Source organism: Pseudomonas putida (assembly GCF_030159595.1).
Classification (GTDB): domain Bacteria; phylum Pseudomonadota; class Gammaproteobacteria; order Pseudomonadales; family Pseudomonadaceae; genus Aquipseudomonas; species Aquipseudomonas putida_AC.
Genome location: NZ_BSKJ01000001.1, coordinates 1 through 26,147, shown reverse-complemented (window position 1 = coordinate 26,147; position 26,147 = coordinate 1). Strand labels below are relative to the sequence as shown.

The 26,147-nt window shown below is 61.7% G+C and carries 26 protein-coding genes, 5 tRNA genes and 1 rRNA gene; 8 read left to right on the top strand and 24 right to left on the bottom strand.

Going from position 1 to position 26,147, the window contains the following annotated elements; translation table 11 throughout:
• Window positions 1–83: 83 nt before the first annotated feature.
• Entirely contained in the window at window positions 84–767 is a 684-nt protein-coding gene (locus QQL85_RS00160) for an energy-coupling factor ABC transporter permease (RefSeq protein WP_284356356.1), read from the bottom strand.
• Window positions 768–877: 110 nt separating this feature from the next.
• On the opposite strand from QQL85_RS00160, the gene QQL85_RS00155 reads away from it, so the two are divergent.
• The 4 genes from QQL85_RS00155 to QQL85_RS00140 all read left to right on the top strand — a co-directional run bounded on the left by QQL85_RS00155 (window position 878) and on the right by QQL85_RS00140 (window position 3,680).
• Window positions 878–1,309, top strand: coding sequence for a hypothetical protein (locus tag QQL85_RS00155; RefSeq protein ID WP_284356357.1), 432 nt, complete (start codon window positions 878–880; stop codon window positions 1,307–1,309).
• A 55-nt stretch (window positions 1,310–1,364) separates the two neighbouring features.
• On the top strand, window positions 1,365–1,994 hold the full coding sequence (locus QQL85_RS00150) for a DUF1780 domain-containing protein (protein ID WP_284356358.1): 630 nt from the start codon (window positions 1,365–1,367) through the stop codon (window positions 1,992–1,994).
• 132 nt (window positions 1,995–2,126) lie between these two features.
• Complete coding sequence (locus tag QQL85_RS00145; protein WP_013970765.1) at window positions 2,127–2,300, top strand: DUF3094 family protein; 174 nt, start codon at window positions 2,127–2,129, stop codon at window positions 2,298–2,300.
• Between the two features lie 84 nt (window positions 2,301–2,384).
• Complete coding sequence (locus QQL85_RS00140) at window positions 2,385–3,680, top strand: NAD(P)/FAD-dependent oxidoreductase (protein ID WP_284356359.1); 1,296 nt, start codon at window positions 2,385–2,387, stop codon at window positions 3,678–3,680.
• A gap of 116 nt (window positions 3,681–3,796) precedes the next feature.
• Here the strand turns inward: QQL85_RS00140 and QQL85_RS00135 are convergent.
• The 8 genes from QQL85_RS00135 to rluD all read right to left on the bottom strand — a co-directional run bounded on the left by QQL85_RS00135 (window position 3,797) and on the right by rluD (window position 9,049).
• A tRNA-Lys gene (locus tag QQL85_RS00135) sits at window positions 3,797–3,872 on the bottom strand.
• A 5-nt stretch (window positions 3,873–3,877) separates the two neighbouring features.
• Window positions 3,878–3,954 (bottom strand) — tRNA-Pro (locus tag QQL85_RS00130).
• 46 nt (window positions 3,955–4,000) lie between these two features.
• Window positions 4,001–4,076 (bottom strand) — tRNA-Lys (locus tag QQL85_RS00125).
• 5 nt (window positions 4,077–4,081) lie between these two features.
• Window positions 4,082–4,158: transfer RNA gene (locus tag QQL85_RS00120), tRNA-Pro, on the bottom strand.
• Window positions 4,159–4,162: 4 nt separating this feature from the next.
• A tRNA-Asn gene (locus QQL85_RS00115) sits at window positions 4,163–4,238 on the bottom strand.
• A gap of 358 nt (window positions 4,239–4,596) precedes the next feature.
• Window positions 4,597–7,161: an ATP-dependent chaperone ClpB gene (clpB, locus tag QQL85_RS00110; protein ID WP_284356360.1), complete on the bottom strand. Its 2,565-nt coding sequence runs from the start codon at window positions 7,159–7,161 to the stop codon at window positions 4,597–4,599.
• A gap of 188 nt (window positions 7,162–7,349) precedes the next feature.
• A complete protein-coding gene (gene pgeF / locus QQL85_RS00105) occupies window positions 7,350–8,090 on the bottom strand; it encodes a peptidoglycan editing factor PgeF (protein WP_284356361.1) in 741 nt (246 codons plus the stop codon).
• Window positions 8,087–9,049 carry a 23S rRNA pseudouridine(1911/1915/1917) synthase RluD gene (gene rluD, locus QQL85_RS00100; RefSeq protein WP_284356362.1) on the bottom strand — a complete coding sequence of 321 codons (963 nt, stop codon included), beginning with the start codon at window positions 9,047–9,049 and terminating at the stop codon, window positions 8,087–8,089. Before rluD ends, pgeF begins: the two co-directional genes overlap by 4 nt.
• Before the next feature lie 147 nt (window positions 9,050–9,196).
• Between rluD and QQL85_RS00095 the strand changes: the two genes are divergently transcribed.
• Complete coding sequence (locus tag QQL85_RS00095; protein ID WP_284356363.1) at window positions 9,197–10,216, top strand: outer membrane protein assembly factor BamD; 1,020 nt, start codon at window positions 9,197–9,199, stop codon at window positions 10,214–10,216.
• Window positions 10,217–10,310: 94 nt separating this feature from the next.
• Entirely contained in the window at window positions 10,311–10,541 is a 231-nt protein-coding gene (locus tag QQL85_RS00090; RefSeq protein ID WP_056795253.1) for a PP0621 family protein, read from the top strand.
• A 75-nt stretch (window positions 10,542–10,616) separates the two neighbouring features.
• Here the strand turns inward: QQL85_RS00090 and thiO are convergent, their stop codons facing one another.
• The 5 genes from thiO to QQL85_RS00065 are packed head-to-tail and all read right to left on the bottom strand — an operon-like array spanning window position 10,617 to window position 13,414.
• On the bottom strand, window positions 10,617–11,714 hold the full coding sequence (thiO, locus tag QQL85_RS00085; protein ID WP_284356364.1) for a glycine oxidase ThiO: 1,098 nt from the start codon (window positions 11,712–11,714) through the stop codon (window positions 10,617–10,619).
• 54 nt (window positions 11,715–11,768) lie between these two features.
• Window positions 11,769–12,158: a type IV pilin protein gene (locus QQL85_RS00080; protein WP_284356365.1), complete on the bottom strand. Its 390-nt coding sequence runs from the start codon at window positions 12,156–12,158 to the stop codon at window positions 11,769–11,771.
• Between the two features lies 1 nt (window position 12,159).
• Entirely contained in the window at window positions 12,160–12,624 is a 465-nt protein-coding gene (locus QQL85_RS00075; RefSeq protein ID WP_284356366.1) for a hypothetical protein, read from the bottom strand.
• Window positions 12,621–13,235, bottom strand: coding sequence for a PilW family protein (locus tag QQL85_RS00070; protein WP_284356367.1), 615 nt, complete (start codon window positions 13,233–13,235; stop codon window positions 12,621–12,623). The genes QQL85_RS00075 and QQL85_RS00070 overlap by 4 nt, the downstream gene beginning before the upstream one ends.
• The gene (locus QQL85_RS00065) at window positions 13,232–13,414 is read right to left on the bottom strand and encodes a prepilin-type N-terminal cleavage/methylation domain-containing protein (protein WP_284356368.1); all 183 of its coding nucleotides are present in this window, start codon (window positions 13,412–13,414) and stop codon (window positions 13,232–13,234) included. The genes QQL85_RS00070 and QQL85_RS00065 overlap by 4 nt, the downstream gene beginning before the upstream one ends.
• A 109-nt stretch (window positions 13,415–13,523) precedes the next feature.
• On the opposite strand from QQL85_RS00065, the gene QQL85_RS00060 reads away from it, so the two are divergent.
• Complete coding sequence (locus tag QQL85_RS00060) at window positions 13,524–14,012, top strand: GspH/FimT family pseudopilin (RefSeq protein ID WP_284356369.1); 489 nt, start codon at window positions 13,524–13,526, stop codon at window positions 14,010–14,012.
• 47 nt (window positions 14,013–14,059) lie between these two features.
• Here QQL85_RS00060 and ispH read toward each other — a convergent pair whose 3' ends face one another.
• The 6 genes from ispH to murJ all read right to left on the bottom strand — a co-directional run bounded on the left by ispH (window position 14,060) and on the right by murJ (window position 21,395).
• Window positions 14,060–15,007, bottom strand: a complete 948-nt coding sequence (gene ispH, locus QQL85_RS00055; RefSeq protein WP_284356370.1) for a 4-hydroxy-3-methylbut-2-enyl diphosphate reductase — start codon at window positions 15,005–15,007, stop codon at window positions 14,060–14,062.
• Window positions 15,008–15,021: 14 nt separating this feature from the next.
• Window positions 15,022–15,459: an FKBP-type peptidyl-prolyl cis-trans isomerase gene (gene fkpB, locus QQL85_RS00050; RefSeq protein WP_284356371.1), complete on the bottom strand. Its 438-nt coding sequence runs from the start codon at window positions 15,457–15,459 to the stop codon at window positions 15,022–15,024.
• Window positions 15,452–15,967, bottom strand: a complete 516-nt coding sequence (lspA, locus tag QQL85_RS00045; protein WP_284356372.1) for a signal peptidase II — start codon at window positions 15,965–15,967, stop codon at window positions 15,452–15,454. Before lspA ends, fkpB begins: the two co-directional genes overlap by 8 nt.
• The gene (gene ileS, locus QQL85_RS00040; RefSeq protein ID WP_284356373.1) at window positions 15,960–18,791 is read right to left on the bottom strand and encodes an isoleucine--tRNA ligase; all 2,832 of its coding nucleotides are present in this window, start codon (window positions 18,789–18,791) and stop codon (window positions 15,960–15,962) included. The genes lspA and ileS overlap by 8 nt, the downstream gene beginning before the upstream one ends.
• The gene (gene ribF / locus QQL85_RS00035) at window positions 18,788–19,738 is read right to left on the bottom strand and encodes a bifunctional riboflavin kinase/FAD synthetase (protein WP_284356374.1); all 951 of its coding nucleotides are present in this window, start codon (window positions 19,736–19,738) and stop codon (window positions 18,788–18,790) included. The genes ileS and ribF overlap by 4 nt, the downstream gene beginning before the upstream one ends.
• 118 nt (window positions 19,739–19,856) lie before the next feature.
• The gene (murJ, locus tag QQL85_RS00030; protein ID WP_284356375.1) at window positions 19,857–21,395 is read right to left on the bottom strand and encodes a murein biosynthesis integral membrane protein MurJ; all 1,539 of its coding nucleotides are present in this window, start codon (window positions 21,393–21,395) and stop codon (window positions 19,857–19,859) included.
• Window positions 21,396–21,645: 250 nt separating this feature from the next.
• Here murJ and rpsT point away from each other — a divergent pair, with 250 nt between their 5' ends.
• Window positions 21,646–21,924 (top strand): 30S ribosomal protein S20, encoded by a 279-nt coding sequence (gene rpsT, locus QQL85_RS00025; protein ID WP_003247625.1) that lies wholly within the window; start codon window positions 21,646–21,648, stop codon window positions 21,922–21,924.
• 197 nt (window positions 21,925–22,121) lie between these two features.
• Here rpsT and QQL85_RS00020 read toward each other — a convergent pair whose 3' ends face one another.
• The 4 genes from QQL85_RS00020 to rrf all read right to left on the bottom strand — a co-directional run bounded on the left by QQL85_RS00020 (window position 22,122) and on the right by rrf (window position 25,956).
• Window positions 22,122–24,422, bottom strand: a complete 2,301-nt coding sequence (locus QQL85_RS00020) for a PqiB family protein (RefSeq protein WP_284356376.1) — start codon at window positions 24,420–24,422, stop codon at window positions 22,122–22,124.
• On the bottom strand, window positions 24,415–25,038 hold the full coding sequence (locus QQL85_RS00015; protein ID WP_060501363.1) for a paraquat-inducible protein A: 624 nt from the start codon (window positions 25,036–25,038) through the stop codon (window positions 24,415–24,417). The genes QQL85_RS00020 and QQL85_RS00015 overlap by 8 nt, the downstream gene beginning before the upstream one ends.
• On the bottom strand, window positions 25,025–25,684 hold the full coding sequence (locus QQL85_RS00010; protein ID WP_284356377.1) for a paraquat-inducible protein A: 660 nt from the start codon (window positions 25,682–25,684) through the stop codon (window positions 25,025–25,027). The genes QQL85_RS00015 and QQL85_RS00010 overlap by 14 nt, the downstream gene beginning before the upstream one ends.
• 156 nt (window positions 25,685–25,840) lie before the next feature.
• Window positions 25,841–25,956: ribosomal RNA gene (gene rrf / locus QQL85_RS00005) — 5S ribosomal RNA — on the bottom strand.
• Window positions 25,957–26,147 lie beyond the last annotated feature (191 nt).

Here is a 26,147-nt window from a genome sequence, read left to right as displayed (position 1 = left end):
AGAGAAAGTGCAACCCCTGAGTGCTGCGCAGTACCTGTGGGAGCGGGTTTACCCGCGAAAGGGCCGGCACAGCCACCACACATTTACCGATCATCTTCCTTCCACGGCGCCTGCAAGTACCGCGTGCGGTTGAACGTTTCCAGCCACTCCGGGCAAAACACCACCAGTGCACTGATCACCATGCCGTTGATGAACGCCTCGGGGAACATCATCAGCCACAGGTAACCCACAAAGTCGCTGAGCCACTCCGGCATGGCGAAACGCCCGTCCAGCCACAACACCCCTAGCGCCGCAGGCACGCAAACAAGCACGGTCAGCGCCGCAGGAAAGAACCCCGAACAAAAAATATAAACGAACAGGTTTCGCGGCTGCGCCCGCTCGACCACGATCGCGCACGCCTCGGTAATCAGCACCGGCAAGCCAATCAGCAACAAGCCATTCACCCCCAGCGCCGCCAGGTCCTGACGCCCCAGTGCCAGCAAACCAAGCTGGGCCATGAATCCGCCCAGCACCGCCAGCGGCCAGTCCAGCAACAGGGTGACCGCCGTCATGCCGATGAAGTGGTATGACACCCCGGTATCGAAATCGCGCCTGACCAACCACAAGGCAAACAGGCAAAACACGGTGCCAAACAACAGGTGCTGGCGGCGGCGGTCGGTAAACAGCTCCACCCAGCGCAGCTGGCTGACCGCCCAGATCAGTAACGGCACATAACCCAGCCAGCCAAGGGTAAGGGTGATACCGGACAACACCTGCGCGCTGATCACCTGAGTAATACCCCTTGCCGCCCTGTGGATAAAACCGAGTCTACACCCATTCTCCCTTTCCTTCGGCTGCGGTAGGCTGACGCCCTCATTCGATGCAGGAAGCATTGGCCATGCCGGAAGGAATCAACCTCGCCCTGCTGCTGGCAGCGGCACTCAACGCCATCATCGGCGTGCTTCACCTGGCCATCATCGCCGTCGGCCCGCGCTGGTACCGTTTGTTCGGGGCCGGCGAACGCATGGCCGTGGCCGCCGAAAAGGGCCGCTGGTACCCGGGGCTGATCACCGCTGCCATCGCCTGCGTGTTGCTGGCCTGGTCGGCCTATGCGCTGTCGGCTGCCGGGGCAATCGGGCGGCTGCCGTTGCTGCTGCCGGCCATCTGCCTGATCACCTTGGTGTACCTGGTGCGCGGCCTGCTGGGGCCAAAATTGCTGGCGGGCACGGGGCGTTCGCAGCGCTTTATCGTGGTCAGTTCGCTGATCTGCCTGGGCTTCGGCCTAGTGCACCTGGTCGGGCTGGTGCAGCAGTGGCCGGTGCTGAGCTGATTCCCGCGCTTAAACAGCATCTTACCGTCATCGATTAGCGGCTAAGCTTGTCTGCATGGATGACTCAGACTACCTGCGCCTGCTTACCATCCAGGCCGAACAAGCCAATGCCTTTCTCTCCAACGCCCGCAAGTGGGAGCGGGAGCGTTGGGTGTGCCAGCGACTGTTGCAGGGGCTGAACATTCCCTACCGCAGCGAGGACTTCACCCCGGCCGGCCAAGAGCCGCCAGACGTGCTGTTTCGCGACGCGGCCTTCGAGGTGTTTTTCGTACTCGACGAGGGCCGCCGACTGAACGATGAATGGCGCGAAGAGCTGCAACGCCGGCGCAGTGCGTTTTCCCTGGCGCAACTGGTACGCCGTGAAGCCCGCCCACGGCGCATCAGTGCCACCGAGCTGCTGGGGCGCCTGGCGCCAACCTTGCGCAAGAAGGCGCACAACTACCAGGAACGCGGGCTGGAGCTGAACGAGCTGGACATCATCGCCTTCGCCAGCCTCAAGCGCGAAGTGCTCGACCTCAACACCCACTTCCCGCCGCCCACCGAATACCTGCGCCAGGGCTGGCGGTCGTTGTCGCTGGTGGGGCCGACCTTTGCCCGGGTGCTGTTCGCCCACCCCGACGCGCCGGACTTTCTGCGCGGCAACCTGGGCCGCAGCATCGTCTTCGACGTGGGCATCAGTCTTTGATCCACTGCACCGAGTCTTTGCGATGGCGTACACTCGGCGCCAGGGATAGAAAGCATTATCATTTGTTTCAAGCCCTTGCGCGAACGCTGTAGCGTTTGCGCAGTCACAAACGTCTACCTGACGAGGCCCACCATGACCAGCCGCCTGAATCCGGAAGATCAGCGTCGTGTCGATGAGTATCTGCGAGCCCCCCAGCACCAAGTCGAGCGCAGGCCTTTCCGGCCGTGGCTGCTCCTTGTGCTGGTGGTGGCCGTGACCATCGGGTTGGGTCTCATCAGCCGCCTGCTGAGTGGACTGGTGCTATGAGCTGCTTCGCGCTCGCCCTCCCCTCGTGCAGTTTGCGGCCGGCCCTCAGGGCCCAGAATTCCGTAAACCTTATGAGATATCCCCATGACTCATCGCATCGTGATTGTCGGCGGCGGCGCCGGCGGCCTGGAACTGGCGACCCGCCTGGGTAAAAGCCTGGGCAAGCGCAAGCAGGCCGAGATTACCCTGGTCGACGCCAACCTCACGCACATCTGGAAGCCACTGCTGCACGAAGTGGCTGCCGGCTCGCTGAACTCCTCGGAAGACGAACTGAACTACGTGGCCCAGGCCAAGTGGAACCACTTCAACTTCCAGCTGGGGCGCATGAGCGGCCTGGACCGTGAAGGCAAGCAGATTCAACTGGCCGCCACCCTCGATGATGAGGGCCGCGAGCTGCTGCCTGCACGCACCCTGGGCTACGACACCCTGGTCATTGCCGTGGGTTCCAACACCAACGACTTCGGCACCTTGGGCGCGGCGCAGCATTGCCTGTTCCTCGACACGCGCAAGCAGGCCGAGCGCTTCCACCAGCAGTTGCTCAACCACTACCTGCGCGCCCACGCCGGCGACGTGGCCAGCGAGCAGATCAGCGTCGCCATCGTCGGCGCCGGTGCCACCGGTGTGGAGCTGGCGGCCGAGCTGCACCACGCCGCCCACGAACTGGCGGCCTATGGCCTGGACCGCATTCAGCCCAAAGACATGCACATCACCATCATCGAGGCAGGCCCACGCGTGCTGCCGGCGCTGCCGGAGCGCATCAGCGTACCGGTGCACAAGACCCTGGAAAAACTCGGGGTGAAGGTGATGACCAACGCTGCGGTCAGCGAAGTGACCGAGGATGGCCTGAAAACCAAGGACGGTGAAGTGATTCAGGCCAGCCTGAAGGTCTGGGCGGCCGGTATCCGTGCACCGGGCTTCCTGAAAGACATTGATGGCCTGGAAACCAACCGCATCAACCAGCTGGTCGTGCGCCCTACCCTGCAAACCACCCGCGACGACAACATCTTCGCCTTCGGTGACTGCGCCGCTTGCCCGCAACCGGGTAGCGACCGCAATGTGCCGCCACGCGCCCAGGCTGCGCACCAGCAGGCCTCGATGCTGGCGCAAAGCCTGAAGGCGCGGCTGGAGAACAAGACGCTGCCGACCTACGCGTACAAGGACTACGGTTCGCTGGTATCGCTGTCGCGCTTCTCGGCGGTGGGCAACCTGATGGGTAATCTGATGGGCAGCGTGAAGCTGGAAGGCTGGCTGGCGCGGATGTTCTATGTGTCGCTGTACCGCATGCACCAGATGGCGTTGTACGGGTTCTTCCGTACGGCGTTGATGATGCTGGGGAGCAAGATTGGCCGGGGCACTGAGCCGCGCCTGAAGCTGCACTGATTGAAAGCCAAGGGTCGCTGATGCGGCCCTTCTTTTTGCGCGACTGCCGGCGGTTGCTTCAACGCTTTTGGCGAGGCAAAGAAAAAGGGCATCTCTTTCGAGATGCCCTTTGTTCATGGTGGGTCGTGTAGGATTCGAACCTACGACCAATTGGTTAAAAGCCAACTGCTCTACCAACTGAGCTAACGACCCAAAAATGGTCGGGGTGAGGGGATTCGAACTCCTGACATCCTGCTCCCAAAGCAGGCGCGCTACCGGACTGCGCTACACCCCGGGTCTTTCAAAAAAAAGGGCATCTCTTTGAGATGCCCTTCTTTACATGGTGGGTCGTGTAGGATTCGAACCTACGACCAATTGGTTAAAAGCCAACTGCTCTACCAACTGAGCTAACGACCCAAAAATGGTCGGGGTGAGGGGATTCGAACTCCTGACATCCTGCTCCCAAAGCAGGCGCGCTACCGGACTGCGCTACACCCCGAGATTGGCTCCGCGACCTGGACTCGAACCAGGGACCCAATGATTAACAGTCATTTGCTCTACCGACTGAGCTATCGCGGAACTGAACTTCGGTACAACTCCGAAGACTGTGTTCGCTTCGGACTCTTTAGCTTCTTCGCTTTCGCGTTGTCGCTGCTGAGGCCGGCTATTCTACATTCTTCGTTTTGCTTGTCAACCACTTTTTTTCATTCAACTTACTGATTTGTAAGTTGTTTTGCGGTCACCGGTGTTGCTGGTGATTCGCTTAGTGCCTGACAACGCGGCGTATATTAGGGTCACTCGAATTTTGATGCAAGCAAAAATTTCAAAAATTTCAGCATGTTATCCAGGAAGGCCGGGAAGCCCCGGTTTTGCTGGGGCCAGCACAGGTTAACAGGCAAAAAAAGCCCCGCAGACGCGGGGCTCATGGTGAAGCAAATCAGCCGAAGACGATTTCGTCGCCCTCCACCTTGGCGGTGATCGCCGAACCCGGCAAGAACTTGCCAGCCAAGATCAGCTGCGCCAGCGGGTTTTCGATCCAACGCTGAATCGCCCGCTTCAGTGGCCGTGCGCCGTACACCGGGTCGTAACCCACGGCAATCAGCTTGTCCAACGCCTCCGGGCTCAGGCTCAGCGACAGTTCGCGCTCCAGCAAGCGGCTGCGCAGGCGGCCCAGCTGGATTTCGGTAATGCCGGCAATCTGCTCGCGGCCCAGTGGCTCGAACACCACCACTTCGTCGATACGGTTGATGAACTCCGGACGGAAGTGCGCACCCACCGCATCCATCACTGCCGCACGTTGCGCCTCGCGGTCACCCACCAGCTCCTGGATCTGCGCCGAGCCCAGGTTGGAGGTCATCACGATCACGGTGTTGCGGAAGTCCACGGTGCGCCCGTGGCTGTCAGTCAGGCGGCCGTCTTCCAGCACCTGCAACAGCACGTTGAACACATCCGGGTGGGCCTTCTCCACCTCGTCCAGCAGCACCACCGAGTAAGGCTTGCGCCGTACGGCCTCGGTCAGGTAACCGCCCTCTTCATACCCTACATACCCTGGTGGTGCGCCGATCAGGCGAGCCACGGAGTGTTTTTCCATGAACTCGGACATGTCGATGCGCACCATTGCCTCTTCGGTGTCGAACAGGAACTCGGCCAGCGCCTTGCACAGCTCGGTCTTGCCCACGCCGGTCGGGCCGAGGAACAGGAACGAACCACTTGGCCGGTTCGGGTCGGACAACCCGGCACGCGAGCGGCGCACGGCGTTGGCCACGGCGGTTACCGCCTCGCCCTGGCCGATCACGCGCTGGTGCAGCAGCTCTTCCATCTTCAGCAGCTTCTCGCGCTCGCCTTCGAGCATCTTGGCCACCGGAATACCGGTCCACTTCGACACCACTTCGGCAATTTCTTCCTCGGTCACCTTGTTGCGCAGCAACTGGTTCTCGGTCTTGCCGTGCTGGTCGACCATCTGCAGGCTGCGCTCCAGGTCCGGGATTACCCCATACTGCAGCTCGGCCATGCGGCTGAGGTCGCCTTTGCGACGGGCGGCTTCCAGTTCCTGGCGGGCTTGCTCGATCTTTTGCTGGATCTGCGCAGAGCCCTGCACTTCGGCCTTCTCCGAGGCCCAGATTTCTTCCAGGTCGGAATACTCTCGCTCCAGCCGCTCGATTTCTTCGGTCAGTTTCTCCAGGCGTTTTTTGGCCGCTTCATCTTCTTCCTTCTTCAGCGCCTGCGACTCCACCTTCAACTGGATCAGGCGGCGATCAAGGCGGTCCAACACTTCCGGCTTGGAGTCGATCTCCATGCGGATGCGGCTGGCCGCTTCGTCAATCAGGTCGATGGCCTTGTCCGGCAGCTGACGGTCGGTGATGTAGCGGTGGCTGAGCTTGGCCGCAGCGATGATGGCGCCATCGGTGATGGCCACCTTGTGGTGCACTTCATAGCGCTCTTTCAGGCCACGCAGGATGGCGATGGTGTCTTCTTCGCTCGGCTCTTCTACCAGCACCTTCTGGAAGCGGCGCTCCAGGGCGGCGTCCTTTTCGATGAACTGGCGGTACTCGTTCAGCGTGGTGGCGCCTACACAGTGCAGCTCGCCTCGGGCCAGGGCCGGCTTGAGCATGTTGCCGGCGTCCATGGCGCCCTCGCCTTTGCCGGCGCCGACCATGGTGTGCAGTTCGTCGATGAACAGGATGATCTGGCCTTCCTGCTTGGACAGTTCGTTGAGCAGCGACTTCAGGCGCTCTTCGAACTCGCCACGGTACTTGGCACCGGCAATCAGCGCCCCCATGTCCAGCGCCAGCAGGCGCTTGCCTTTGAGGCCATCGGGCACTTCACCGTTGATGATGCGCTGGGCCAGGCCTTCGGCGATGGCGGTTTTACCCACGCCAGGTTCGCCGATCAGCACCGGGTTGTTCTTGGTACGACGTTGCAGCACCTGCACAGTACGGCGGATTTCGTCGTCACGGCCGATCACCGGGTCCAGCTTGCCCTCTTCGGCACGCTTGGTCAGGTCGACGGTGTACTTGTCCAGCGCCTGGCGCGATTCCTCGGCGTTGGGGTCATTCACTGCCGCGCCGCCGCGCAGGTTGTTGATGGCGTTTTCCAAGGCCTTCTTGGTCACACCCTGGCTCAGCAGCAGTTTGCCGAGCTTGCTGTTCTCGTCCATGGCGGCCAGCAGCACCAGCTCGCTGGAAATGAACTGGTCGCCCTTCTGCTGGGCCAGGCGGTCGGCCTGGTTGAGCAGGCGCGCCAAGTCCTGCGACATGTTCACGTCGCCGGTAGGGTTCTGGATTTTCGGCAACTGGTCGAGTTCTTTCACCAGTGCCTGGCGCAGGCTGTTGATGTCGAAGCCAACCTGCATCAGCAGAGGCTTGATGGAGCCGCCCTGCTGCTCGAGCAGTGCCTGCAACAGGTGCACGGGCTCGATGGCTGGGTGGTCCATGCCAACGGCCAGGGACTGGGCATCGGATATTGCAAGTTGCAGCTTGCTGGTCAAACGGTCTATTCGCATGGTGTACCTTCCTTTAAAGGGCAGGTCGGAGCGATGGACAGCGCCTGTTTATGAAGAAACCTGCCTGAGATGACCTTATAGATAAGGCTGATTCTGGAAGATTCAAGCGTAGCGGGGTTGACCGGGGTCAACCTGTTGGATGAGTGCCGGGGCATTCGCGGGCGTGCCCGCGAAGAGGCCAGTGCAGGCTAGCGAGGATCCAGCCAGACCATCGAAGCAAACCGCCCACCCTGCGGGGTACGGCGATAGGAGAAGAACCGCGCATCACTGACCGTGCACAAGCCGCCGCCATACACGGCAGTTACGCCTCGGGCAGCCAGGCGAATGCGCGCCAGCTCGTAGATATCCGCCATCAGCTTGCCTGGCCGTTCACCATCGACAAATGCCCGAGCAGCTTGCGGGTGCACGGCGGTAAAGGCATCACGCACTTCCAGCCCCACTTCGAAAGCCTGCGGGCCGATGGCCGGCCCCAACCACACCAGCACCTCTTCCGGCGGCAGCGCCAGGCGGTCCAGCGTGGCTTCCAGCACGCCACCAGCCAACCCGCGCCAGCCAGCATGCGCCGCTGCCACGCGAGTCCCCGCCCGGTCGCAGAACAGCGCAGGCAGGCAATCGGCAGTCATCACGGTGCAGGCAATGCCTGGCTGGTCGGTCCAGCTGGCGTCGGCCTCGGCCACCACGGCCGGGTCGGCATCCGCCACCACCAGGCCATGCACCTGCTTGAGCCAGGCCGGCTGGATGGCGAACGCGTCGCTCAGCCGGCAGCGGTTCTCGGCGACTGCGGCAGGGTCGTCCCCTACATGGTCGCCAAGGTTGAAGGTTTCGTAAGGCGGCAGGCTGACGCCGCCCTGACGGGTGGTGACACAGGCGCGAACCGAGGCCGGGGCCGGCCAGTCGGGAAACAGCAGCGACTGCGTCAGGCCACTCATCCGATAAAGCTCTCGCGGTCTTCGTTCAGCAGCGTCAGCAACCAGAGGAAGTCATCCGGCAGTGGCGATTCCCACTTCATGACTTCACCCGTAATCGGGTGGGCCAACGCAAGGAAACGCGCGTGCAGCGCCTGGCGCGGGAAGGTTTTCACCGCCTCGACCATGGTGGGGCTGGCTGCCGGCGGAATGCGGAAGCGCCCACCGTACGTCTGGTCGCCGACCAGCGGGAAGCCAACGTGGGCCATGTGCACGCGGATCTGGTGGGTACGGCCGGTTTCCAGCTTGACCCGCACATGGGTGTGCGAGCGGAAACGCTTGAGTACGCGGTAGTGGCTGACCGCCGGCTTGCCGCCGTCGGTGACTGCCATGCGCTGGCGCATACCGCCGTGGCGGCCGATCGGGGCATCGATCTTGCCACCTGAGGTCACCACGCCAATCACGATGCACTCATAGATGCGGCTGACTTTGCGGGCTTGCATCTGCTCAACCAGCTTGGTCTGCGCCTGCAAGGTCTTGGCCACCACCATCAGGCCCGTGGTGTCTTTGTCCAGGCGATGAACGATACCGGCACGCGGTACGTTGATGATGTCTGGCATGTGGTGCAGCAGCGCATTGAGCAGGGTACCGCTGGCATGACCGGCGGCCGGGTGCACAACCAGCCCGGCAGGCTTGTTGATCACCATGATGTGGTCGTCTTCGTAGACGATATCCAGCTCGATGTCTTCCGCGACCCACTCACCCTGGGCCTCTTGCTCGGCCTCCAGGGCCAGCAGGGAACCACCATAGACGGTGTCTCGAGGGCGCACGACAGCGCCATCGACCGTCAGGCGGCCCTCTTTGATCCACGTAGTAAGCCGCGAACGCGAGTACTCGGCGAACAATTGGGCGGCGACCTGGTCGAGGCGTTGACCGCCCAGATCGGACGGTACCTCTGCGCTAAGTTGAATGATCTCGGACATGCTCGATTCGGCGGGCGCACAGCCTTTGGTTTCGGCTGCGAGCTTGTGGTTAAATACGGCTTCTTTTGTCCCGGGGTTGGCCGGGGCGCTCATCATAACAGGACGGCACCGCCCAAGACAGCGGCCGTCAAAGGGACGCAAGCCGCCATGCGAGTGAAACACCTGCTGCTGATCGCCATCCTCGGGCTCACCGCGGCCTGTTCTTCCAATAAAGAAGTCATTGACGAGAACCTCAGCGAGGCCGAGCTGTACCAGCAGGCGCAAGCTGACTTGGACAATTCCAGCTACACCAGCGCCGTGAACAAGCTCAAGGCACTGGAATCGCGCTACCCGTTCGGCCGCTATGCCGACCAGGCGCAACTCGAGCTGATCTACGCCAACTACAAGAACTCCGAGCCAGAGGCTGCCAAGTCGGCTGCCGAGCGCTTCATCCGCCTGCACCCGCAGCACCCGAACGTCGACTACGCCTACTACCTGAAAGGCCTGACCTCGTTCGACCAGGACCGTGGCCTGCTGGCGCGCTTCCTGCCGCTGGACATGACCAAGCGTGACCCGGGTGCCGCCCGCGACTCGTACAACGAGTTCGCCCAACTGACCAGCCGCTTCCCCAACAGCCGCTACGCACCCGACGCCAAGCAGCGCATGATCTACCTGCGCAACCTGCTGGCCTCGTATGAAATCCATGTGGCTGACTACTACCTGAGCCGCCAGGCTTATGTGGCTGCCGCCAACCGTGGCCGCTATGTGGTAGAAAACTTCCAGGAAACCCCCTCGGTCGGCGACGGCCTGGCGGTAATGGTCGAGTCGTACCAGAAGATGCACCTGGACGAGCTGGCCGCCAGCAGCCTGGAAACCCTCAAGCTCAACTACCCGGACCACCCGAGCCTGGTCGATGGCGAGTTCCAGCCCAAGCAGACCGAGTCTGACGGCCGCGGCTGGCTGTCCAAGGCCACCCTGGGCCTGATCGAAACCGAGACTCCGCTGCCGCCGGGCGAAACCCGCGCCAACCAGGACGTGGTCAAGCAGTTCCAGGACGCGCGTGACGAGATGCCGCAAGAGTTGCTGCCGAAAGACGAAAATGGCGATCCGATCGTGCCGGAAGGCCCGAAAGAAGCCGAGAAAGACCGTTCCTGGTTCAGCTACATGACCTTTGGTCTGTTCGACTGACCCACAGCGGTAAATGAAAGGGAGGCCTTGGGCCTCCCTTTTTTTATGGCCGCGTCCTAGACTGTCTGCTTCTTCAACCAACAAGCTGGACACCATGGTTCGCCTACTTTTCTGGATCGCCCTGATCGCCGCCGCGTTCTGGCTGTGGCGCAAGTTCAAAGTCAGCCAGCAGTCGCACCCCGAGGCGAAGCTGGATGCCCCCCTGCAAATGGTGCGCTGCGCCCACTGCGGCGTGCACCTGCCCAACGACCGCGCGCTGCAACAGGGTAATGAGTGGTATTGCAGCCAGGCGCACCTGCAGCAGGGCCCAGGCCGCCAGGGCTGAACACAAAGCCTTTGTAGGAGCGGCCTTGCGTCGCGAAAGGGCCGCAAGGCCGCTCCTACAAGGGATCGCGTGCTATCAGGTCAACCGCGTTGCTGGTGCATACGGCGCCGGGTCAATGATTGGCTCGGCCCCGGTCAGCAAGTCGGTAAACAGCTGGCAGGAGGCCGGCGCCAGCACCAGCCCGTTGCGGTAGTGCCCGCAGTTCAGCCACAACCCCTCGTGCCCTGGCACCGGCCCAATGTAGGGAATGCCCTCGGGCGAGCCCGGCCGCAGCCCAGCCCAGTGCCCCACCACCGTGGCCCCTTCAAGCCCGGGCAGCAACTCCACCGCCGATGCCTTCAGGCTTTCCAGCGCATCTCCGGTCGGGGTCTTGTCATATCCGGCATGTTCCAACGTACTCCCCACCAGAATGTGCCCATCCCGCCGCGGGATCGCATAGCGCCCCTTGGCCAGCACCATGCTTGGCAAGAAGTCCTCAGCGCACTTGAACAGGATCATCTGACCCTTCACCGGCTCTACCGGCAACTCAAGGCCAAGGGTTCGCAGCAGGTCGCCACTCCAGGCGCCAGCGCTGAGCACCACTTCATCCGCCGCCAGCACGCCGTCTGCGGTCTGCACACCGGTCACGCGCCCGTCTTGCTGCACGAAACCTGTGATCTGACAGTGCTCACGCAAGGTCACATTGGGCAACGCCAGCAACGCCGCCTTAAGCGATTTCACCAGGCGCGGGTTGCGTACGTTGGCCACACCAGCCATGTAGATTGCCCGCTTGAAGCCTGGGCCCAGCACCGGCACCGCGTCGTAGGCTGCCGAGATATCCACGGCACTCAGTGGCCGCTGTTCACGCTCGGCCCAGGCCAACGCTTCGGCTTCGTCATCCAGGTCCAGCCAGTACAGGCCGGTGGTGTGCACTTCGGGGTCGACGCCGGTGCTGGCGAACAAACGCTCGCCCAGCTGTGGGTAAAAGTCCTGCGACCAGTGCGCCAAGGCGGTCACTGCCGGGCTATAGCGCCACGGGTACAGCGGCGAAACAATGCCACCACCCGCCCACGACGACTCACGCCCCACCTCGCCCTGATCACACACCACCACCTGGCCGACCTTCGCCGCCAGATTGAACGCCGTCAGCAGGCCGATCACCCCGCCGCCGACCACCACTACTTGCTTGCTCATCTGTCGATCCAACACCTGAAGTAAAACCTCGATGCACCGGGCACCATTCAACCTTCAGCTTCCCCAGCAGTGCTCGCTGCCACCAGCCGCACCAGGATTACTGCGCACGCCGGCCTGGTCGAGCTGGAAGTCGCCACAGCCATCCTGCGCCATCAGCCCATGGGATAGCCGCCGGGCGCGCAGCGTGAAGGTGTCGCTGTCGCGCTGGGCCTGCAGGCTGTAATAGCGGGTACCGTCGGGCAAGGCCGGGTCGCCCTCGGCGTATTGGCCGGTGCGTACACGGTGGCGCTCCAGGCGCAGGGCGGCATCGTGCAGCAGGCCAACCACTTCGCTGCGTGCGGCTCGCCGAAGCTGGTCGCTGTAACTGGGGTAGGCAATGGCTGCCAGAATGCCGGTCACGGCCAGCACAATCAACAACTCGATCAGGCTCAAGCCTTGCTGCATGTCAGTCTCCTCTCAGTCTTTGGCGCCAGGTGATGCGTTGGACGGTGTCGTCGGCTACGGCGTAGACGGCTTCCAGTACCTGCCGTGACGAAGCTTGCTTGCTGACGCCGGTTACCCGGAACAGCGTAACCAGTTGCTGGTCAGGCATATGCGCAGCACAAGTGCTCGTACCCAGATTCTGTAAATGGAAGTAACCGCTTTGTGTGCCCTGCCACTGCCCAACCAGATCGTGCGGTCGGGCTGGTGGCAAACACGCGCCACATAGGTCGGGAGGTGACCGCTCAAGTTCGCGAGCCCCTGCCAGTAAGGCGGCCTCGGCTTCTTCGAACGCTTGCAGGCCATCGCTCAGGTAACCGGCCATTCGCGTTTCCACTAGCGCGTCGCGCAGGGCGGATGCAGCAAGCAGACCTAACAGCATGCTCAGGACCAAGGCCATCAGAAGAACCACCCCGCGCTGGCGCCTCATGAGGTGGGCACCGAGTTGCGGATTGCTACGCTCAGCGCGTGCTGCTGCTCAAGCTGAAGGATGGGTTCATACAGCGTCAGTTGAAGATCAACCCGCTCCCCTGGCACATGCGTCACTCGCAATTCCCGCACATGCTCGACCAGCGGTTGATTGTTACCGCGTCGCTTGAAGTAAAGCGTGGTGCCGCTGTGTACATAGTCGTGGCGGCTGACTGGGACAGTCATTTGCGTTTCGCTACCTTGCGCTCGGCCCTTGTGAACCTTTACCTCGTTGAGGCAGTTTGTTACCACGGTCCAGTCCGGGTCGCCCGCATGCCCTGGCAACTCAGCGACCATCAAACTCAAGCTTGACGGGCCGACCTCAAATGGCCGGTCAAAGGCAGGTTGCGCTGCCAGGTGTAGACAACCAAACATCCCGGCCATGCGGATATCCTGCGCCATGCGCAGCAATGCAAACCGCGCCTCACCCTGCATGCGCACCGCTGTACTTTGCAGGCGCCAGGTCTGGCGAGCCGATGCGAAGAGCTGGCTGGCCGCCGCCAGCAGCATTAACCCAATGGCCAGCGCCATCACCACCTCAAGCAAGCCAAACCCGCGTTGGCGACACCTCATCGCCGCCTCCGCTCATGCTCGCTGTGTGTCGCCATCGCGGCCTGCCCATCACGACGAGCACTGTCCGTAGCCTGCAATGCCTGCAACTGCATCGCTGTTGTTGCGAACATGCCCACAGCCACAACCACCACGGCCAACAACACTTCCAGGAGCGTCATGCCCCGTTGTCTTGCGTGCATCCCTGCACCTCCTGCGACTTTTCCTGCAATAGCCTTGAACCTGGCCGACTAGACCGCTTGGCCAGCGAACGTGAAGCTATAGCCAAGCACTTCCAGGGAGGAATGCACGGTGAAGCAACGAGGTGTAACACTGATTCAAATGTTGTCGGCTTTGGCCGTGGCTGTCTTGCTGACACAGCTCGGCGTACCGGCCTACGCCAGGATGAGCGACGACCTACACCGGGCGGCGGCGGCCCGTGATTTGGCCCAGGCGCTGCGCAGTGCGCGCAGCCATGCCATGCTGCAAAGCCAGCCGGTGCTGGTGCAGGCGTTGGACGGTAATTGGGGGAAAGGTTGGCGGGTGATGCTGGAGCATAACCAGCAGGTGCTGCGCGAGCAGCGGCTGGCACGGCCGTTGAAAATTGCCAGCAATAAAGGTGAGCAATTCAAGTTTAGTGCGCAGGGAGTGCCGATGAACCTGAATAACGGTTGGCTTTCAGTAACGCTGGAAGTGTGCGAGCGCTCATCTGCCAGCAGTCGCCATCAAGTGGTGATGGCATCGTCGGGAAGAGTGAATGTGCTTACAGAGGACCGCAACAACAACCGATGTGCAACCTGAAAGCCTTGATTCGACCTTGCCGGCGATGGGGCCAGTACAGGCTCAAGTCAGATCAGCGAACGAACCCGCAGCTCTTTAGGCATCGAGAAGGTGATGTTCTCTTCCCGCCCATCCAGCTCTTCAGCGCCAGTAGCGCCCCAGGCCTTGAGCTGCTCGATCACGCCACGCACCAGCACTTCGGGGGCCGAAGCGCCAGCGGTGATGCCAATGCGTGCCGCCTGGTCGAACCAGCCCCGTTGCAGGTCCTCGGCACCGTCGATCAGGTAGGCCGGGGTGCCCATGCGCTCGGCCAGCTCACGCAGGCGATTGGAGTTGGAGCTGTTCGGGCTGCCCACCACCAACACCACGTCGCACTCACCGGCCAGTTGCTTCACGGCGTCCTGGCGGTTCTGGGTGGCGTAGCAGATGTCGTCCTTGCGCGGGCCGCCGATGTTCGGGAAGCGTGCACGCAGGGCGTCGATGACGCGGCTGGTGTCATCCATCGACAGCGTGGTCTGGGTCACGAAAGCCAAGTGATCCGGATCACGCACCTGCAACTTGGCAACATCCTCTTCGTCTTCGACGAGGTAGATGGAACCACCGTTGCTGGCGTCGTACTGGCCCATGGTGCCTTCAACTTCCGGGTGCCCTTCGTGGCCAATGAGAATGCACTCACGGCCGTCGCGGCTGTACTTGGCTACCTCGATATGCACCTTGGTCACCAGCGGGCAGGTGGCATCAAACACTTTCAGGCCACGCCCCGCGGCTTCCTGGCGCACGGCCTGGGAAACACCATGGGCACTGAAGATGACGATGACATCGTCCGGCACCTGGTCCAGCTCTTCGACGAAGATGGCACCGCGGTTGCGCAGGTCTTCCACCACGAACTTGTTGTGCACCACTTCGTGACGCACATAGATCGGCGGGCCGAAGACTTCCAGCGCGCGGTTGACGATCTCGATCGCCCGGTCGACCCCCGCGCAGAAGCCGCGAGGGTTGGCGAGTTTGATTTGCATGCTCGGCTCCAGGCTTACAGGGCCTTCACCTCGAGGATCTCCACCTCGAAGGTCAGGGTCTTGCCAGCCAGTGGGTGATTGAAGTCGATGGTCACCTGGTCGTCATCGAACGCTTTGACCACACCCGGCAGCTCGGTGTTGGCGGCGTCGTTGAAGATGATCAGCAGCCCTTCGGACAGCTCCATGCCTTCGAAATTGGACCGCGGCATGACTTGCACGTTTTGCGGGTTGGGCTGGCCGAAGGCGTTCTCCGGGGCCACTACCACAGTACGCTTGTCACCGCCCTTGAAGCCGAACAGCGCGCTTTCGAAACCCGGCAACAAGTTGCCATCACCAACCTTGAAGGTGGCCGGGGCTTTGTCGAACGTGCTGTCGACGGTGTCGCCGTTTTCCAGGTGCAGCGCGAAGTGCAGGGTGACTTCGGTGTTCTGGCCGATACGGGTGTCAGTCATGGACCGGATCCTCGGACTTCTTGCTCTTGAACATATCCAGCGCCAGCATCACCGCACCAACGGTGATGGCGCTGTCGGCCACGTTGAAGGCCGGGAAGTAATGGCGGTTCTGCCAGTGCACCAGGATGAAGTCGACCACATGGCCCAGCACGATGCGATCGTACAGGTTGCCAATGGCGCCACCCAGCACCAGCGCCAGCGCCACGGCCAGCCAGGTCTCGTTGCGCCCCAGGCGCTTGAGCCACACCACCAGTACGGCACTGACCACCACAGCGATCAGGGCAAACAGCCAGCGCTGCCAGCCAGCACCATCAGCCAGGAAGCTGAAGGCTGCGCCGGTGTTGTAGGCCAAGGTCCAGCTGAAGTAGTCAGGGATGACGACAATCTGCTGGTACATGGTCAGGGCGTTGTTGAAATACAGCTTGGTGGCCTGGTCGACGACCAGGACCAGCACGCTCAGCCAAAGCCATGCAAGGCGCCCGAAGCGCCCCACTGCCGGGTTAGGCATAGTGACGCACCTCGCCCGAGCCGGTCAGGTTGTCGACGCAACGGTTGCAGATTTCCGGGTGCTCCGGGTGGCTGCCGACGTCGGCGCGGAAGTGCCAGCAACGGCCGCACTTGGCGTGGCCGGACTTGACCACTTTCAGTTTGAGGCCTTCGACTTCGGTGGCCACGGCATCAGCCGGCGCCTGCACGAACGGCACCACGCTGGCAGCCGAGGTGATCAGCACGAAGCGCAGCTCGTCGCCCAGCTTGCCCAGGTCGGCGCTCAGGCCTTCGTCGGCGTACAGGGTGACTTCGGCCTGCAGGTTGCCGCCGATGACCTTGGCGGTACGCTGGTTTTCCAGCTCCTTGTTGACCGATGCCTTCACCGCCATCACGCGGTCCCAGTAGGCGCGGTCCAGCTCGGTGCCTTCCGGCAGCTCGCTCAAGCCCTGGTACCAGCCGTTGAGCATCACCGACTCGTTGCGCTCGCCCGGCAGGTACTGCCAGATTTCGTCTGCGGTGAACGCCAGGATCGGCGCGATCCAGCGCACCAGCGCTTCGCTGATGTGGTACAGCGCGGTCTGGCAGGAACGGCGGGCGACACTGTTGGCGCCGGTGGTGTACTGGCGGTCCTTGATGATGTCGAGGTAGAAGCCGCCCAGCTCCTGCACGCAGAAGTTGTGCACTTTGGAGTAGACGTTCCAGAAACGGTACTCGCTGTAGTGCTCTTCCAGCTCGCGTTGCAGCAGCAGGGTACGGTCCACGGCCCAGCGGTCCAGTGCCAGCATGTCTTCCGGGGCCAGCAGGTCGCGGGCCGGGTCGAAGCCGGACAGGTTGGACAGCAGGAAGCGTGCGGTATTGCGGATACGGCGGTAGGCGTCGGCGCTACGCTGCAGGATCTGCTCGGAAACCGCCATTTCACCCGAATAGTCGGTAGCGGAAACCCACAGGCGCAGGATGTCGGCACCCAGGGTGTTGTTGACCTTCTCCGGCTCGATGGTGTTACCCAGCGACTTGGACATCTTGCGGCCGTTTTCGTCCACGGTGAAGCCGTGGGTCAGCAGCTCGCGGTACGGCGCATGGTTGTCGATGGCGCAACCGGTCAGCAAGGAAGAGTGGAACCAGCCGCGGTGCTGGTCGGAACCTTCCAGGTACAGGTCAGCGCGTGGGCCGGTGGCGTGGCCGATATCGTGCGAGCCACGCAGTACATGCCAGTGGGTGGTGCCCGAGTCGAACCACACGTCGAGGGTGTCGGCGATCTTGTCGTACTGGTCGGCTTCAGCGCCCAGCAGCTCGGCGGCATCCAGCTTGAACCAGGCTTCGATGCCTTCCTGTTCGACGCGCTTGGCCACCGCTTCCATCAACTCGACGGTGCGCGGGTGCAGCTCGCCAGTCTGCTTGTGCAGGAAGAACGGGATCGGCACGCCCCAGTTGCGCTGACGCGAGATGCACCAGTCCGGGCGGTTGGCGATCATCGAGTGCAGGCGCGCCTGGCCCCAGGCCGGCACGAACTTGGTCTCTTCGATGGCTTTCAGCGCGCGCTCACGCAGCGGCTCGCCAGTGGAAGGCTGCTTGTCCATGCCCACGAACCACTGCGCGGTGGCGCGGTAGATCAGCGGGGTTTTGTGGCGCCAGCAGTGCATGTAGCTGTGGCTGATGGTTTCGGTGTGCATCAGCGCGCCGACTTCGCTCAACTTCTCAACGATGGCCGGGTTGGCCTTCCAGATGAACTGGCCGCCGAAGAAGGGCAGCGACTCGACGTACACGCCGTTGCTTTGCACCGGGGTGAGGATGTCGTCGTTGACCATGCCGTAGCGTTTGCAGGTCACAAAGTCGTCTTCACCGTAGGCAGGCGCGGAGTGCACCACACCGGTACCGGCGCCCAGTTCGACGTAGTCGGCCAGGTACACTGGCGACAGGCGGTCGTAGAATGGGTGACGGAAGTTGACCAGCTCCAGGGCCGAACCCTGGGCCGTGGCGATGACCGAGCCTTCCAGGTTGTAGCGTTTGAGGCACGACTCGACCAGCTCTTCAGCCAGCACCAGCAGGCGCTCGCCAGTATCGACCAGGGCGTACTTGAACTCCGGGTGGATGTTCAGCGCCTGGTTGGCCGGGATGGTCCACGGGGTGGTGGTCCAGATTACGATGGCGGCAGGCTTGGCCAGCGAGGCCAGGCCAAAAGCAGTGGCCAGCTTGGCCTCATCGGCGACCGGGAAGGCCACGTCGATGGTCTGGGATTTCTTGTCGGCGTACTCGACTTCCGCTTCAGCCAAAGCCGAACCGCAATCGAAGCACCAGTTCACAGGCTTGAGGCCCTTGAACACGAAGCCTTGCTTGACCATTTCGGCCAAGGCACGGATTTCGCCGGCCTCGTTGGCGAAGTTCATGGTCTTGTACGGGTTGTCCCAGTCACCCAGCACGCCCAAGCGGATGAACTCGGTCTTCTGCCCTTCGATCTGCTCGGCGGCATACTCGCGGCACAGCTCGCGGGTGCGGTCGGCAGACAGGTGCTTGCCGTGGGTGACCTCGACCTTGTGCTCGATCGGCAGGCCATGGCAGTCCCAGCCCGGGACATACGGCGCGTCGAAGCCGGCCAGGGTCTTGGAACGGACGATCATGTCCTTGAGGATCTTGTTCAGCGCATGACCGATGTGAATCTTGCCGTTGGCATAGGGCGGGCCGTCGTGCAGGACGAACTTGGGACGATCCTTGCCAATTTCGCGCAGCTTCTGGTACAGGCCAATGCTGTCCCAGCGCTGCAGGATCTGCGGTTCGCGCTGAGGCAGGCCGGCCTTCATGGGGAAGGCGGTGTCCGGAAGGTTAAGCGTGGCTTTGTAGTCGGTCATTTCAGGCTCTTCGTTAGCGGTTGAGCGTGCCAATGTGCACGTGCGGCGGCGATATCCGCATCGATCGCCGACTTCAGCGCCTCCAGGGAGGCGAATCGCTGCTCTTCACGCAGCTTGTGGTGGAACTCCACCGTCAGACGCCGGCCATACAGGTCGCCGGCAAAATCCAGAAGATGAATCTCCAGGTGCGGGCGCCCATCACCGGCAACGGTGGGACGCACGCCGATATTGCCGACACCCGGCCAGGCCTTGCCGTCGATCTCGATGCTGGCCAGGTAGACCCCGGACAGCGGTACGCGGCGGCGCTTGAGCTGGATGTTGGCGGTAGGTGTGCCGAGCTGGCGGGCCAGCTTCTGGCCATGCAGCACACGGCCGGTGATGCTGTACGGGCGGCCCAGCAGGTGCTCGGCCAGCTCGAAGTTACCTTCGGACAGGGCCTTGCGCACTTCGGTGCTGCTGACGCGCAGGCCGTCCTGGATCACCGTGTTGGCGGCCTCGACGGTGAAGCCGTACTGCTTGCCGGCCTCGACCAGGAAGGCGAAGTCGCCGGCCCGGTCGCAGCCGAAGCGGAAGTCGTCGCCCACTTCGAGGTGGCGCACGCCCAAGCCGTCAACCAGGATGGCCTTGACGAAGGCATCGGCGCTGAGCTTGCTCAGCCGCTGGTTGAATGCCAGGCACAGTACCCGGTCGATGCCTTCGGCGGCCAGCAACTCGACCTTGTCGCGCAGGCGGGCCAGGCGCGCCGGTGCGGTATCGGGGGCGAAGTACTCGCGTGGTTGCGGTTCGAAGATCACCACGCAGGTCGGCAGGCCCAAGGCCTGGCCGCGCTCGCGCAGGCGCGCCAGGATTGCCTGGTGGCCGCGGTGAACCCCGTCGAAGTTGCCAATGGTGGCGACACAGCCCCGGTGCTCGGGGCGCAGGTTGTGAAGACCTCGAACCAGCTGCATAACGCGCTTCTTGCTCATAAAGTGGCCGATTATAACCACACCCGGGCGCTGGTGACAGGCAGCAGCGCCCAAGGGCGGCGTGGAATGCGAAAAACCGACGTCTGACCCGCCCGAAGCCTTAGTGCAGGGCCTTGCGGGCGAAATGCCGGGGCCGGAAGCCGCACAGGTACAGGCAACCGAAATACGTCACGACACCCGCCAGGATCAGCGCCCCAAGCCGCAGGAAGCGCTCCAGCATGATGCCCTGCTCCCAGGCCGGCATATAGTGCATGCCCGCCAACAGTACTGCCGACATCAGCGCCACGGCCAAAACAAGCTTGAGCAGGAACACTGCCCAGCCTGGCTGCGGCTCGAACAACTGCTGACTGCGCAGCTTCCAGAACAGCAAGCCGGCATTCAGGCAGGCACCAAGGCTGATCGCCAATGCCAGGCCGGCATGCGCAAGCGGACCGACCAAGGCGAGGTTGAACAACTGGGTACAGACCAGGGTGAAAATCGCGATCTTCACGGGCGTGCGGATATTCTGCTGCGCATAGAAGCCAGGTGCCAGCACCTTGACCAGAATGATCGCCAGCAAGCCTACGGCATACGCCATCAGTGCCCGCTGGGTCATGGCCGCATCAAACGCACTGAACTTGCCATATTGAAAGAGCGCAACGGTCAGCGGCTCGGCAAGAATAGCCAATGCCAAGGTGCAGGGCAGCACCAGCAGGAAGCAAAGGCGCAGGCCCCAGTCGAGGATCCGCGAGTACTCCTCGCGGTCCTTGTTGGCGTAGGTCTTGGCCAGGGTCGGCAACAGGATGGTGCCCAGCGCCACGCCCAGCACGCCTGAAGGGAGCTCCATGAGACGATCGGCGTAATACATCCACGACACCGAGCCCGCTACCAGGAAGGAAGCGAAGATGGTGTTGATGATCAGCGAGATCTGGCTCACCGACACCCCAAGGATCGCCGGCACCATCTGCTTCAGTACTCGCCACACCCCCGCATCCTTGAGGCTCAGGCGCGGCAGCACGAGCATGCCGATCTTCTTCAGCGCGGGTAGCTGGTACAGCAACTGCGCCAGGCCACCCGCCAACACCCCCCAGGCCAGGGCCATGATCGGCGGGTTGAAGTACGGCGTCAGCAGGACGGCGAAGGCGATCATCGCCACGTTCAGTAGGGTCGGCGTGAAGGCCGGCACTGAAAAGCGGTTCCAGGTATTGAGGATCGCCCCAGCCAGGGAAGACAGCGAGATCAGCAATATATAAGGAAAGGTCACCCGCAACAGGGCGGTGGTCAGTTCGTACTTTTCAACGTTGTCGACAAAACCGGGGGCCGTCGCCCACACCACCCAGGGCGCCGCCAGGATGCCAATGGCAGTCACCAGGGCCAGGACCAGGGTCAGCAGACCACTGACATAAGCGATGAAGGTGCGCGTCGCTTCCTCGCCCTGCTGGGTCTTGTATTCGGCCAGAATCGGCACGAACGCTTGGGAGAACGCACCTTCGGCAAAGATGCGTCGCAACAGGTTGGGCAGTTTGAACGCGATAAAAAAGGCGTCCGTGGCAACGCCGGCACCAAAGATGCGGGCCAGGATGGTGTCACGAACAAAGCCCAGCACCCGCGAAATCATGGTGATCGAGCTTACTGCAGCCAGGGATTTGAGCAGGTTCATCGAAAAGATTCACGCCAAGGGCAGAGGACGCTGCCAGACAGCGTCCGAATGTGCGATACTCCCGCGCCTTCGCAGGGGAGCCAAAAATTCCCGAGTGTACAGGTCGCGCAGCAGAAAGGAATCTTTCCCGCTTGTTGGCGCACCGCTCGGCGGAACCTTGCAGGTGGCCTTGACAACCGGTCTACTGATCGGCATGATTCGCGGCCTATTTTGTTTGCTATTTACCTAAAGTCTTTCGAGGAGCTCGACGGTGGCCAACACACCTTCCGCCAAGAAACGTGCAAAACAGGCTGAGAAGCGTCGCAGCCACAACGCCAGCCTGCGTTCCATGGTCCGCACCTACATCAAGAATGTAGTTAAAGCCATCGACGCAAAAGACGCCGAAAAAGCGCAAGCCGCTTACGTTCTGGCTGTACCTGTAATCGACCGTATGGCCGACAAGGGTATCATCCACAAGAACAAGGCTGCTCGTCACAAAGGCCGTCTGAATGGCCACATCAAGGCGCTGAAAGAAGCTGCAGCTGCCTAAGCGACGTGCTAGTCGAAAAGCCGACCCTAGGGTCGGCTTTTTGTTGCCTGCGATTTGATGGACCTGCCCAAGTAAGCTGATCTGACCTCATCGCCGGCAAGCCAGCTCCCACAGGGACTGTGCAAGCCTTGAATCTGGCGGTACTCCTGTGGGAGTTGGCTTGCCGGCGATGGGCCGCAAAGCGGCCCCTTTGCAATCTACTTGGCGATCTGAATCTTCGGTGCCCACTGCAGCCATTCATCCTCGGCCTTGTCGAACAAGGCGAAGGTCTGCTGTGGCCGGGCCGGGTTACCCATTTGCTCGCCATCTGGTGTAGCGAACGCGATACCACCGTCGATCAGGGTCTCCACTGACTCGGTACGCACCGTAGCCCCCTTGAACAGCCCCCAGTCGAAACCGAAGCCACTGCTGTTCCAGAAGCGGCTACCACTGCGCACCAAAGCCGCATAGCGTGGCTCGATAAGGATATGGATCAGCACGCGGTCGGCATTCTGGCCCAGCTCGAAGCCCGTCACCTTGCCCACCGCAACCTCACGGTAGGTCACCGGCACACCCGGCTTGATCGAACCGCGCCGTGGCGCACTGAGCGTCAATGGCAAGCCGACCTCCGGCCCCGCCACCTGTGGGGCATCAGCCAAGGCGATGAAATCGCGCTGCGGACCACGATCCTTGGCCGCCGGCTGCACTTCCAGGTACTGCCCACCCACGAGGGTATCGAGGTTTTCGGTGCGCACCAAACCCAAAGCTGGCTTGACCACCCAGAACTGCGTCCCGACGCGGGCGATACGGTCCGTCGACTCAGTAATGCGGGCGCGCAGAAGCACCGCCTGCAGGTCATCGGTGAGGTCGACGCTTTCGATACTGCCCACATCCAGGCCACGGAAGCGGATCGCCGTGCCCGGCTTCAGTCCATCGGCACGGTCTACGCGAATGGTGATCAACGTACCCGCGCGGTTTACCGCTTCCTGGCTATCATGCAGGCGGAAGCGCGGGATGTGGCGTTTAAGCGCCACATCAGGCCGTGGCGTGTCGAACGCGATACCGCCGGCCATCAGCGTTTGCAGTGACTCACTCTTGATCTTGATGCCCGACAGGCCGCCCGTCAGGGTGATACCACTGACGTTCCAGAAGCGCGACGAACCGTTGACCAGCTTCTCGTATTCCTTCTCGATATGCACACCGATGAGGATGCGGTTGCTGTTACGGGCAAACTGGTAGCTCTGTACGCTACCCACCTTCACCTGGCGGTACATTACCGGGCTGCCGATTTCCAGTGAGCCGAGGGTGTCAGCGAACAACACCATGTGCAGGCCGGGCGCCTTGAGGTCGAGCGGCGGGGCCTTGGCACGAGCCTCGAACTCACGCTCTGGCCGTGCGCCCTTCTCCCCGGGACGAATAGCAATGTAGTTACCTTTGACCAGCGCTTCCAGGCCGGTGATGCCAGCCAGGGAAATCGACGGTTTTACCACCCAGAACTGCGTACCCTCGACCAGATAGTCTTCAGTCAGCGGGTCCAGCGTCAACTCAGCCGATGCGCTAGCCAGGTTGTCTTCCATCTTCAGGGCTTTCAGCGAACCCACCTGGATGCCCTTGTACATCACCGGCGTGCGGCCCGCCTGCAGGCCTTCATAATCGCTCAGCTTCACTTTGACCCGGATACCGGCCTGGGCTGCATCGAAGTCTTCATACAGGCGGAACGGCAGACTCGGGTCGGTGGGCGGGCTGTCCTTGCGGTATTCCGGCGTGGCAAAGGCAATACCACCGGCCACGATGCTCGACAGCGACTCACTGCGCACCTTCACACCCGAGAGCGAAGCATCGATACTGACGCCGCTGGCGTTCCAGAAACGCGTGTGCTTGCGCACCAGGCTGGCGTAGGCCGGCTCGATAAAGACTTTGACCTCGACAGTGCTCTGGTCTTCGGAAAGGCGGTAGCTTTTTACCCGGCCAACCTGGATCTGCTTGTAGAACACCGGGCTGTCACGGTTGAGCGAGCCCAGCCTGTCAGCCTTGAGGGTCAAATGCAGGCCCGGCTCCGTATCCGAGAGCGGAGGTGCCACCTTCAATGCGGTAAAGCGCTTGGTGCGCTCCCCCTCCCCTGGGCTGACGGCAATGTAGTTACCCGATACCAGTGTTTCAAGGCCGGAAATACCCGCCAGGCTGACACTCGGCTTCACCAGCCAGAAGCGCGTGCCTTTGGTGAGGTGAGGTTCGGCGGCCTTGTTCATCTCGATGGTAGCGATCACCCCCTGGTTGTCGCCCTTGGCGTCGAGCACCAGGCTTACCACCTTGCCAACCGGCATGCCTTTGTAAATCACCTCAGTCTTGTTGGCGACGATGCCCTCACCTGACTCGAAACGGACTTCAATGTGCACGCCGGCATCACGATAGGCTTGCCACGCGAGCCAGCCACCGATCATCAAGGCGATCAAAGGCAGGATCCAGATGGCCGACCAGTTCGAGGCTGGGCGGGTTTTAGCCGTTGGCAGGTCACTCATGGTCGTCATCCGACTCCGTGTTATCCCAAATCAGTCGGGGATCGAAAGTTAAAGCGGCAAGCATTGTCAGGATCACCACAGTTGCGAAGGCGACAGCGCCCAGGTTGGCTTCGACACTGGCTATTCGGCCGAAATTCACCACCGCCACCAGAATGGCAATGACGAAGATATCCAGCATGGACCAGCGCCCAATGAATTCGATGAAGCGGTACATCAATATCCGTTGCCGGGCTGAAAGGGGCTGCCGGCGCTGTACGGAGTACAACAGCAAGCCAATACCCACCAGCTTGAACGTGGGCACCAGGATACTGGCGATGAACACCACAGCCGCAATTGGCACCATACCGTGCTTGAGCAGGGTGATGACGCCGGACATGATCGTGTCAGGGCTACCCTGACCGAGAGTGCTCACGGTCATGATCGGCAGCATGTTGGCCGGGATGTACAGGATCGATGCAGCAATCAGCAGCGCCCAGGTACGCACGATGCTGTTCGGCCGGCGCGCATGCACGATGGCACCACAACGTGTGCAGGTTTGCGAAGTACTGTCTGGCTCCTGCCTGTTCAGCTCGTGACATTCATTGCAGACAAGAATGCCCGCATCAATCGCCCGCATGCAGGTCCTCCCCTGAAAGCGCACTCCAGATCTGGTGAGGTGACATCACCACCTCGAGCCACACCTGGATCAATAACAGGCTGATGAAGCAGAACAGCCCCAGGCCCACCGTCAGTTCGGCCAGGTCCACCAGCTTGACGATGGCCACCAGCACCCCCATGAAATAGACCTCGAGCATGCCCCAGTCACGCAGGTGGTGATAGATGCGATAGAAGACCAGCCCGTAGTCCCGCCCGACGTTCAGGCGAATGCTCAACAGCACGGTCAGCTGGCAAAGCAATTTCGCCAGCGGAATGGCCATGCTGCAGAGCAATACCACCACGGCTACACCGCGCATTCCCGAGTTGTACAGGCCCAGCACACCACTCCAGACGGTATCGTCTGAAGTCTGGCCAAGCAGGTGCAACTGCATGATCGGCAGGAAATTTGCCGGGACGAACAGCAACAGGGCGGTCAGTACCAAGGCCAGGCTACGATTGACGACATTGTGCCGATGAGCGTAGAGCTCATAGCCGCAGCGCGGGCATTGGGCTTTTTCATCATGCTGGAGCACAGGCTTGCGCAGCAGCAGGTCGCATTCGTGGCAGGCGACAAGCTCATCCAGTGGTAACTGGGCAAGGGTTTCGGGTTCGACAGAGTTGGGCATATAGCGCTTCTGGATAGGTGCGTCGGCCTATTCTAGTGTTCTGGCTCGAATTGTGGGAGGCGACATGCAGACAGGGATCATGAAGGCCCAAAATTTTCCGACCCACAAAGACAAAACCCCTACCTGCATGCGCAGATAGGGGTTTTGCGAAATGAATCTTGACGATGACCTACTCTCACATGGGGAAACCCCACACTACCATCGGCGATGCATCGTTTCACTGCTGAGTTCGGGATGGGATCAGGTGGTTCCAATGCTCTATGGTCGTCAAGAAATTCTGTAGCCAGAATGTCCAGATGGACAGCCCAGCGAATCCGGATATGTGAATTTGTGGTCTTACGAATTTTCGGGTCTTTCGTCTTCACCACCACAATTCGGCTTAGGCGCAAATTGCTTGGGTGTTATATGGTCAAGCCTCACGGGCAATTAGTATTGGTTAGCTCAACGCCTCACAGCGCTTACA

What these genes read in the sequence shown, in the direction of transcription:
- QQL85_RS00145 (WP_013970765.1), top strand. Translation starts at nt 2,127, where the DNA reads ATGACCAGCCGCCTGAATCCGGAAGATCAGCGTCGTGTCGATGAGTAT.
- ispH (WP_284356370.1), bottom strand. Translation starts at nt 15,007, where the DNA reads ATGCAAATCAAACTCGCCAACCCTCGCGGCTTCTGCGCGGGGGTCGAC.
- QQL85_RS00015 (WP_060501363.1), bottom strand. Translation starts at nt 25,038, where the DNA reads ATGCGGGCGATTGATGCGGGCATTCTTGTCTGCAATGAATGTCACGAG.
- thiO (WP_284356364.1), bottom strand. Translation starts at nt 11,714, where the DNA reads ATGAGCAAGCAAGTAGTGGTGGTCGGCGGCGGGGTGATCGGCCTGCTG.
- QQL85_RS00010 (WP_284356377.1), bottom strand. Translation starts at nt 25,684, where the DNA reads ATGCCCAACTCTGTCGAACCCGAAACCCTTGCCCAGTTACCACTGGAT.
- QQL85_RS00080 (WP_284356365.1), bottom strand. Translation starts at nt 12,158, where the DNA reads ATGCAGCAAGGCTTGAGCCTGATCGAGTTGTTGATTGTGCTGGCCGTG.
- ribF (WP_284356374.1), bottom strand. Translation starts at nt 19,738, where the DNA reads ATGCAGCTGGTTCGAGGTCTTCACAACCTGCGCCCCGAGCACCGGGGC.
- QQL85_RS00075 (WP_284356366.1), bottom strand. Translation starts at nt 12,624, where the DNA reads ATGAGGCGCCAGCGCGGGGTGGTTCTTCTGATGGCCTTGGTCCTGAGC.
- clpB (WP_284356360.1), bottom strand. Translation starts at nt 7,161, where the DNA reads ATGCGAATAGACCGTTTGACCAGCAAGCTGCAACTTGCAATATCCGAT.
- pgeF (WP_284356361.1), bottom strand. Translation starts at nt 8,090, where the DNA reads ATGAGTGGCCTGACGCAGTCGCTGCTGTTTCCCGACTGGCCGGCCCCG.
- QQL85_RS00090 (WP_056795253.1), top strand. Translation starts at nt 10,311, where the DNA reads ATGGTTCGCCTACTTTTCTGGATCGCCCTGATCGCCGCCGCGTTCTGG.
- QQL85_RS00065 (WP_284356368.1), bottom strand. Translation starts at nt 13,414, where the DNA reads ATGCACGCAAGACAACGGGGCATGACGCTCCTGGAAGTGTTGTTGGCC.
- ileS (WP_284356373.1), bottom strand. Translation starts at nt 18,791, where the DNA reads ATGACCGACTACAAAGCCACGCTTAACCTTCCGGACACCGCCTTCCCC.
- QQL85_RS00020 (WP_284356376.1), bottom strand. Translation starts at nt 24,422, where the DNA reads ATGAGTGACCTGCCAACGGCTAAAACCCGCCCAGCCTCGAACTGGTCG.
- QQL85_RS00150 (WP_284356358.1), top strand. Translation starts at nt 1,365, where the DNA reads ATGGATGACTCAGACTACCTGCGCCTGCTTACCATCCAGGCCGAACAA.
- QQL85_RS00140 (WP_284356359.1), top strand. Translation starts at nt 2,385, where the DNA reads ATGACTCATCGCATCGTGATTGTCGGCGGCGGCGCCGGCGGCCTGGAA.
- fkpB (WP_284356371.1), bottom strand. Translation starts at nt 15,459, where the DNA reads ATGACTGACACCCGTATCGGCCAGAACACCGAAGTCACCCTGCACTTC.
- murJ (WP_284356375.1), bottom strand. Translation starts at nt 21,395, where the DNA reads ATGAACCTGCTCAAATCCCTGGCTGCAGTAAGCTCGATCACCATGATT.
- QQL85_RS00155 (WP_284356357.1), top strand. Translation starts at nt 878, where the DNA reads ATGCCGGAAGGAATCAACCTCGCCCTGCTGCTGGCAGCGGCACTCAAC.
- rluD (WP_284356362.1), bottom strand. Translation starts at nt 9,049, where the DNA reads ATGTCCGAGATCATTCAACTTAGCGCAGAGGTACCGTCCGATCTGGGC.
- QQL85_RS00095 (WP_284356363.1), top strand. Translation starts at nt 9,197, where the DNA reads ATGCGAGTGAAACACCTGCTGCTGATCGCCATCCTCGGGCTCACCGCG.
- QQL85_RS00070 (WP_284356367.1), bottom strand. Translation starts at nt 13,235, where the DNA reads ATGAGGTGTCGCCAACGCGGGTTTGGCTTGCTTGAGGTGGTGATGGCG.
- lspA (WP_284356372.1), bottom strand. Translation starts at nt 15,967, where the DNA reads ATGCCTAACCCGGCAGTGGGGCGCTTCGGGCGCCTTGCATGGCTTTGG.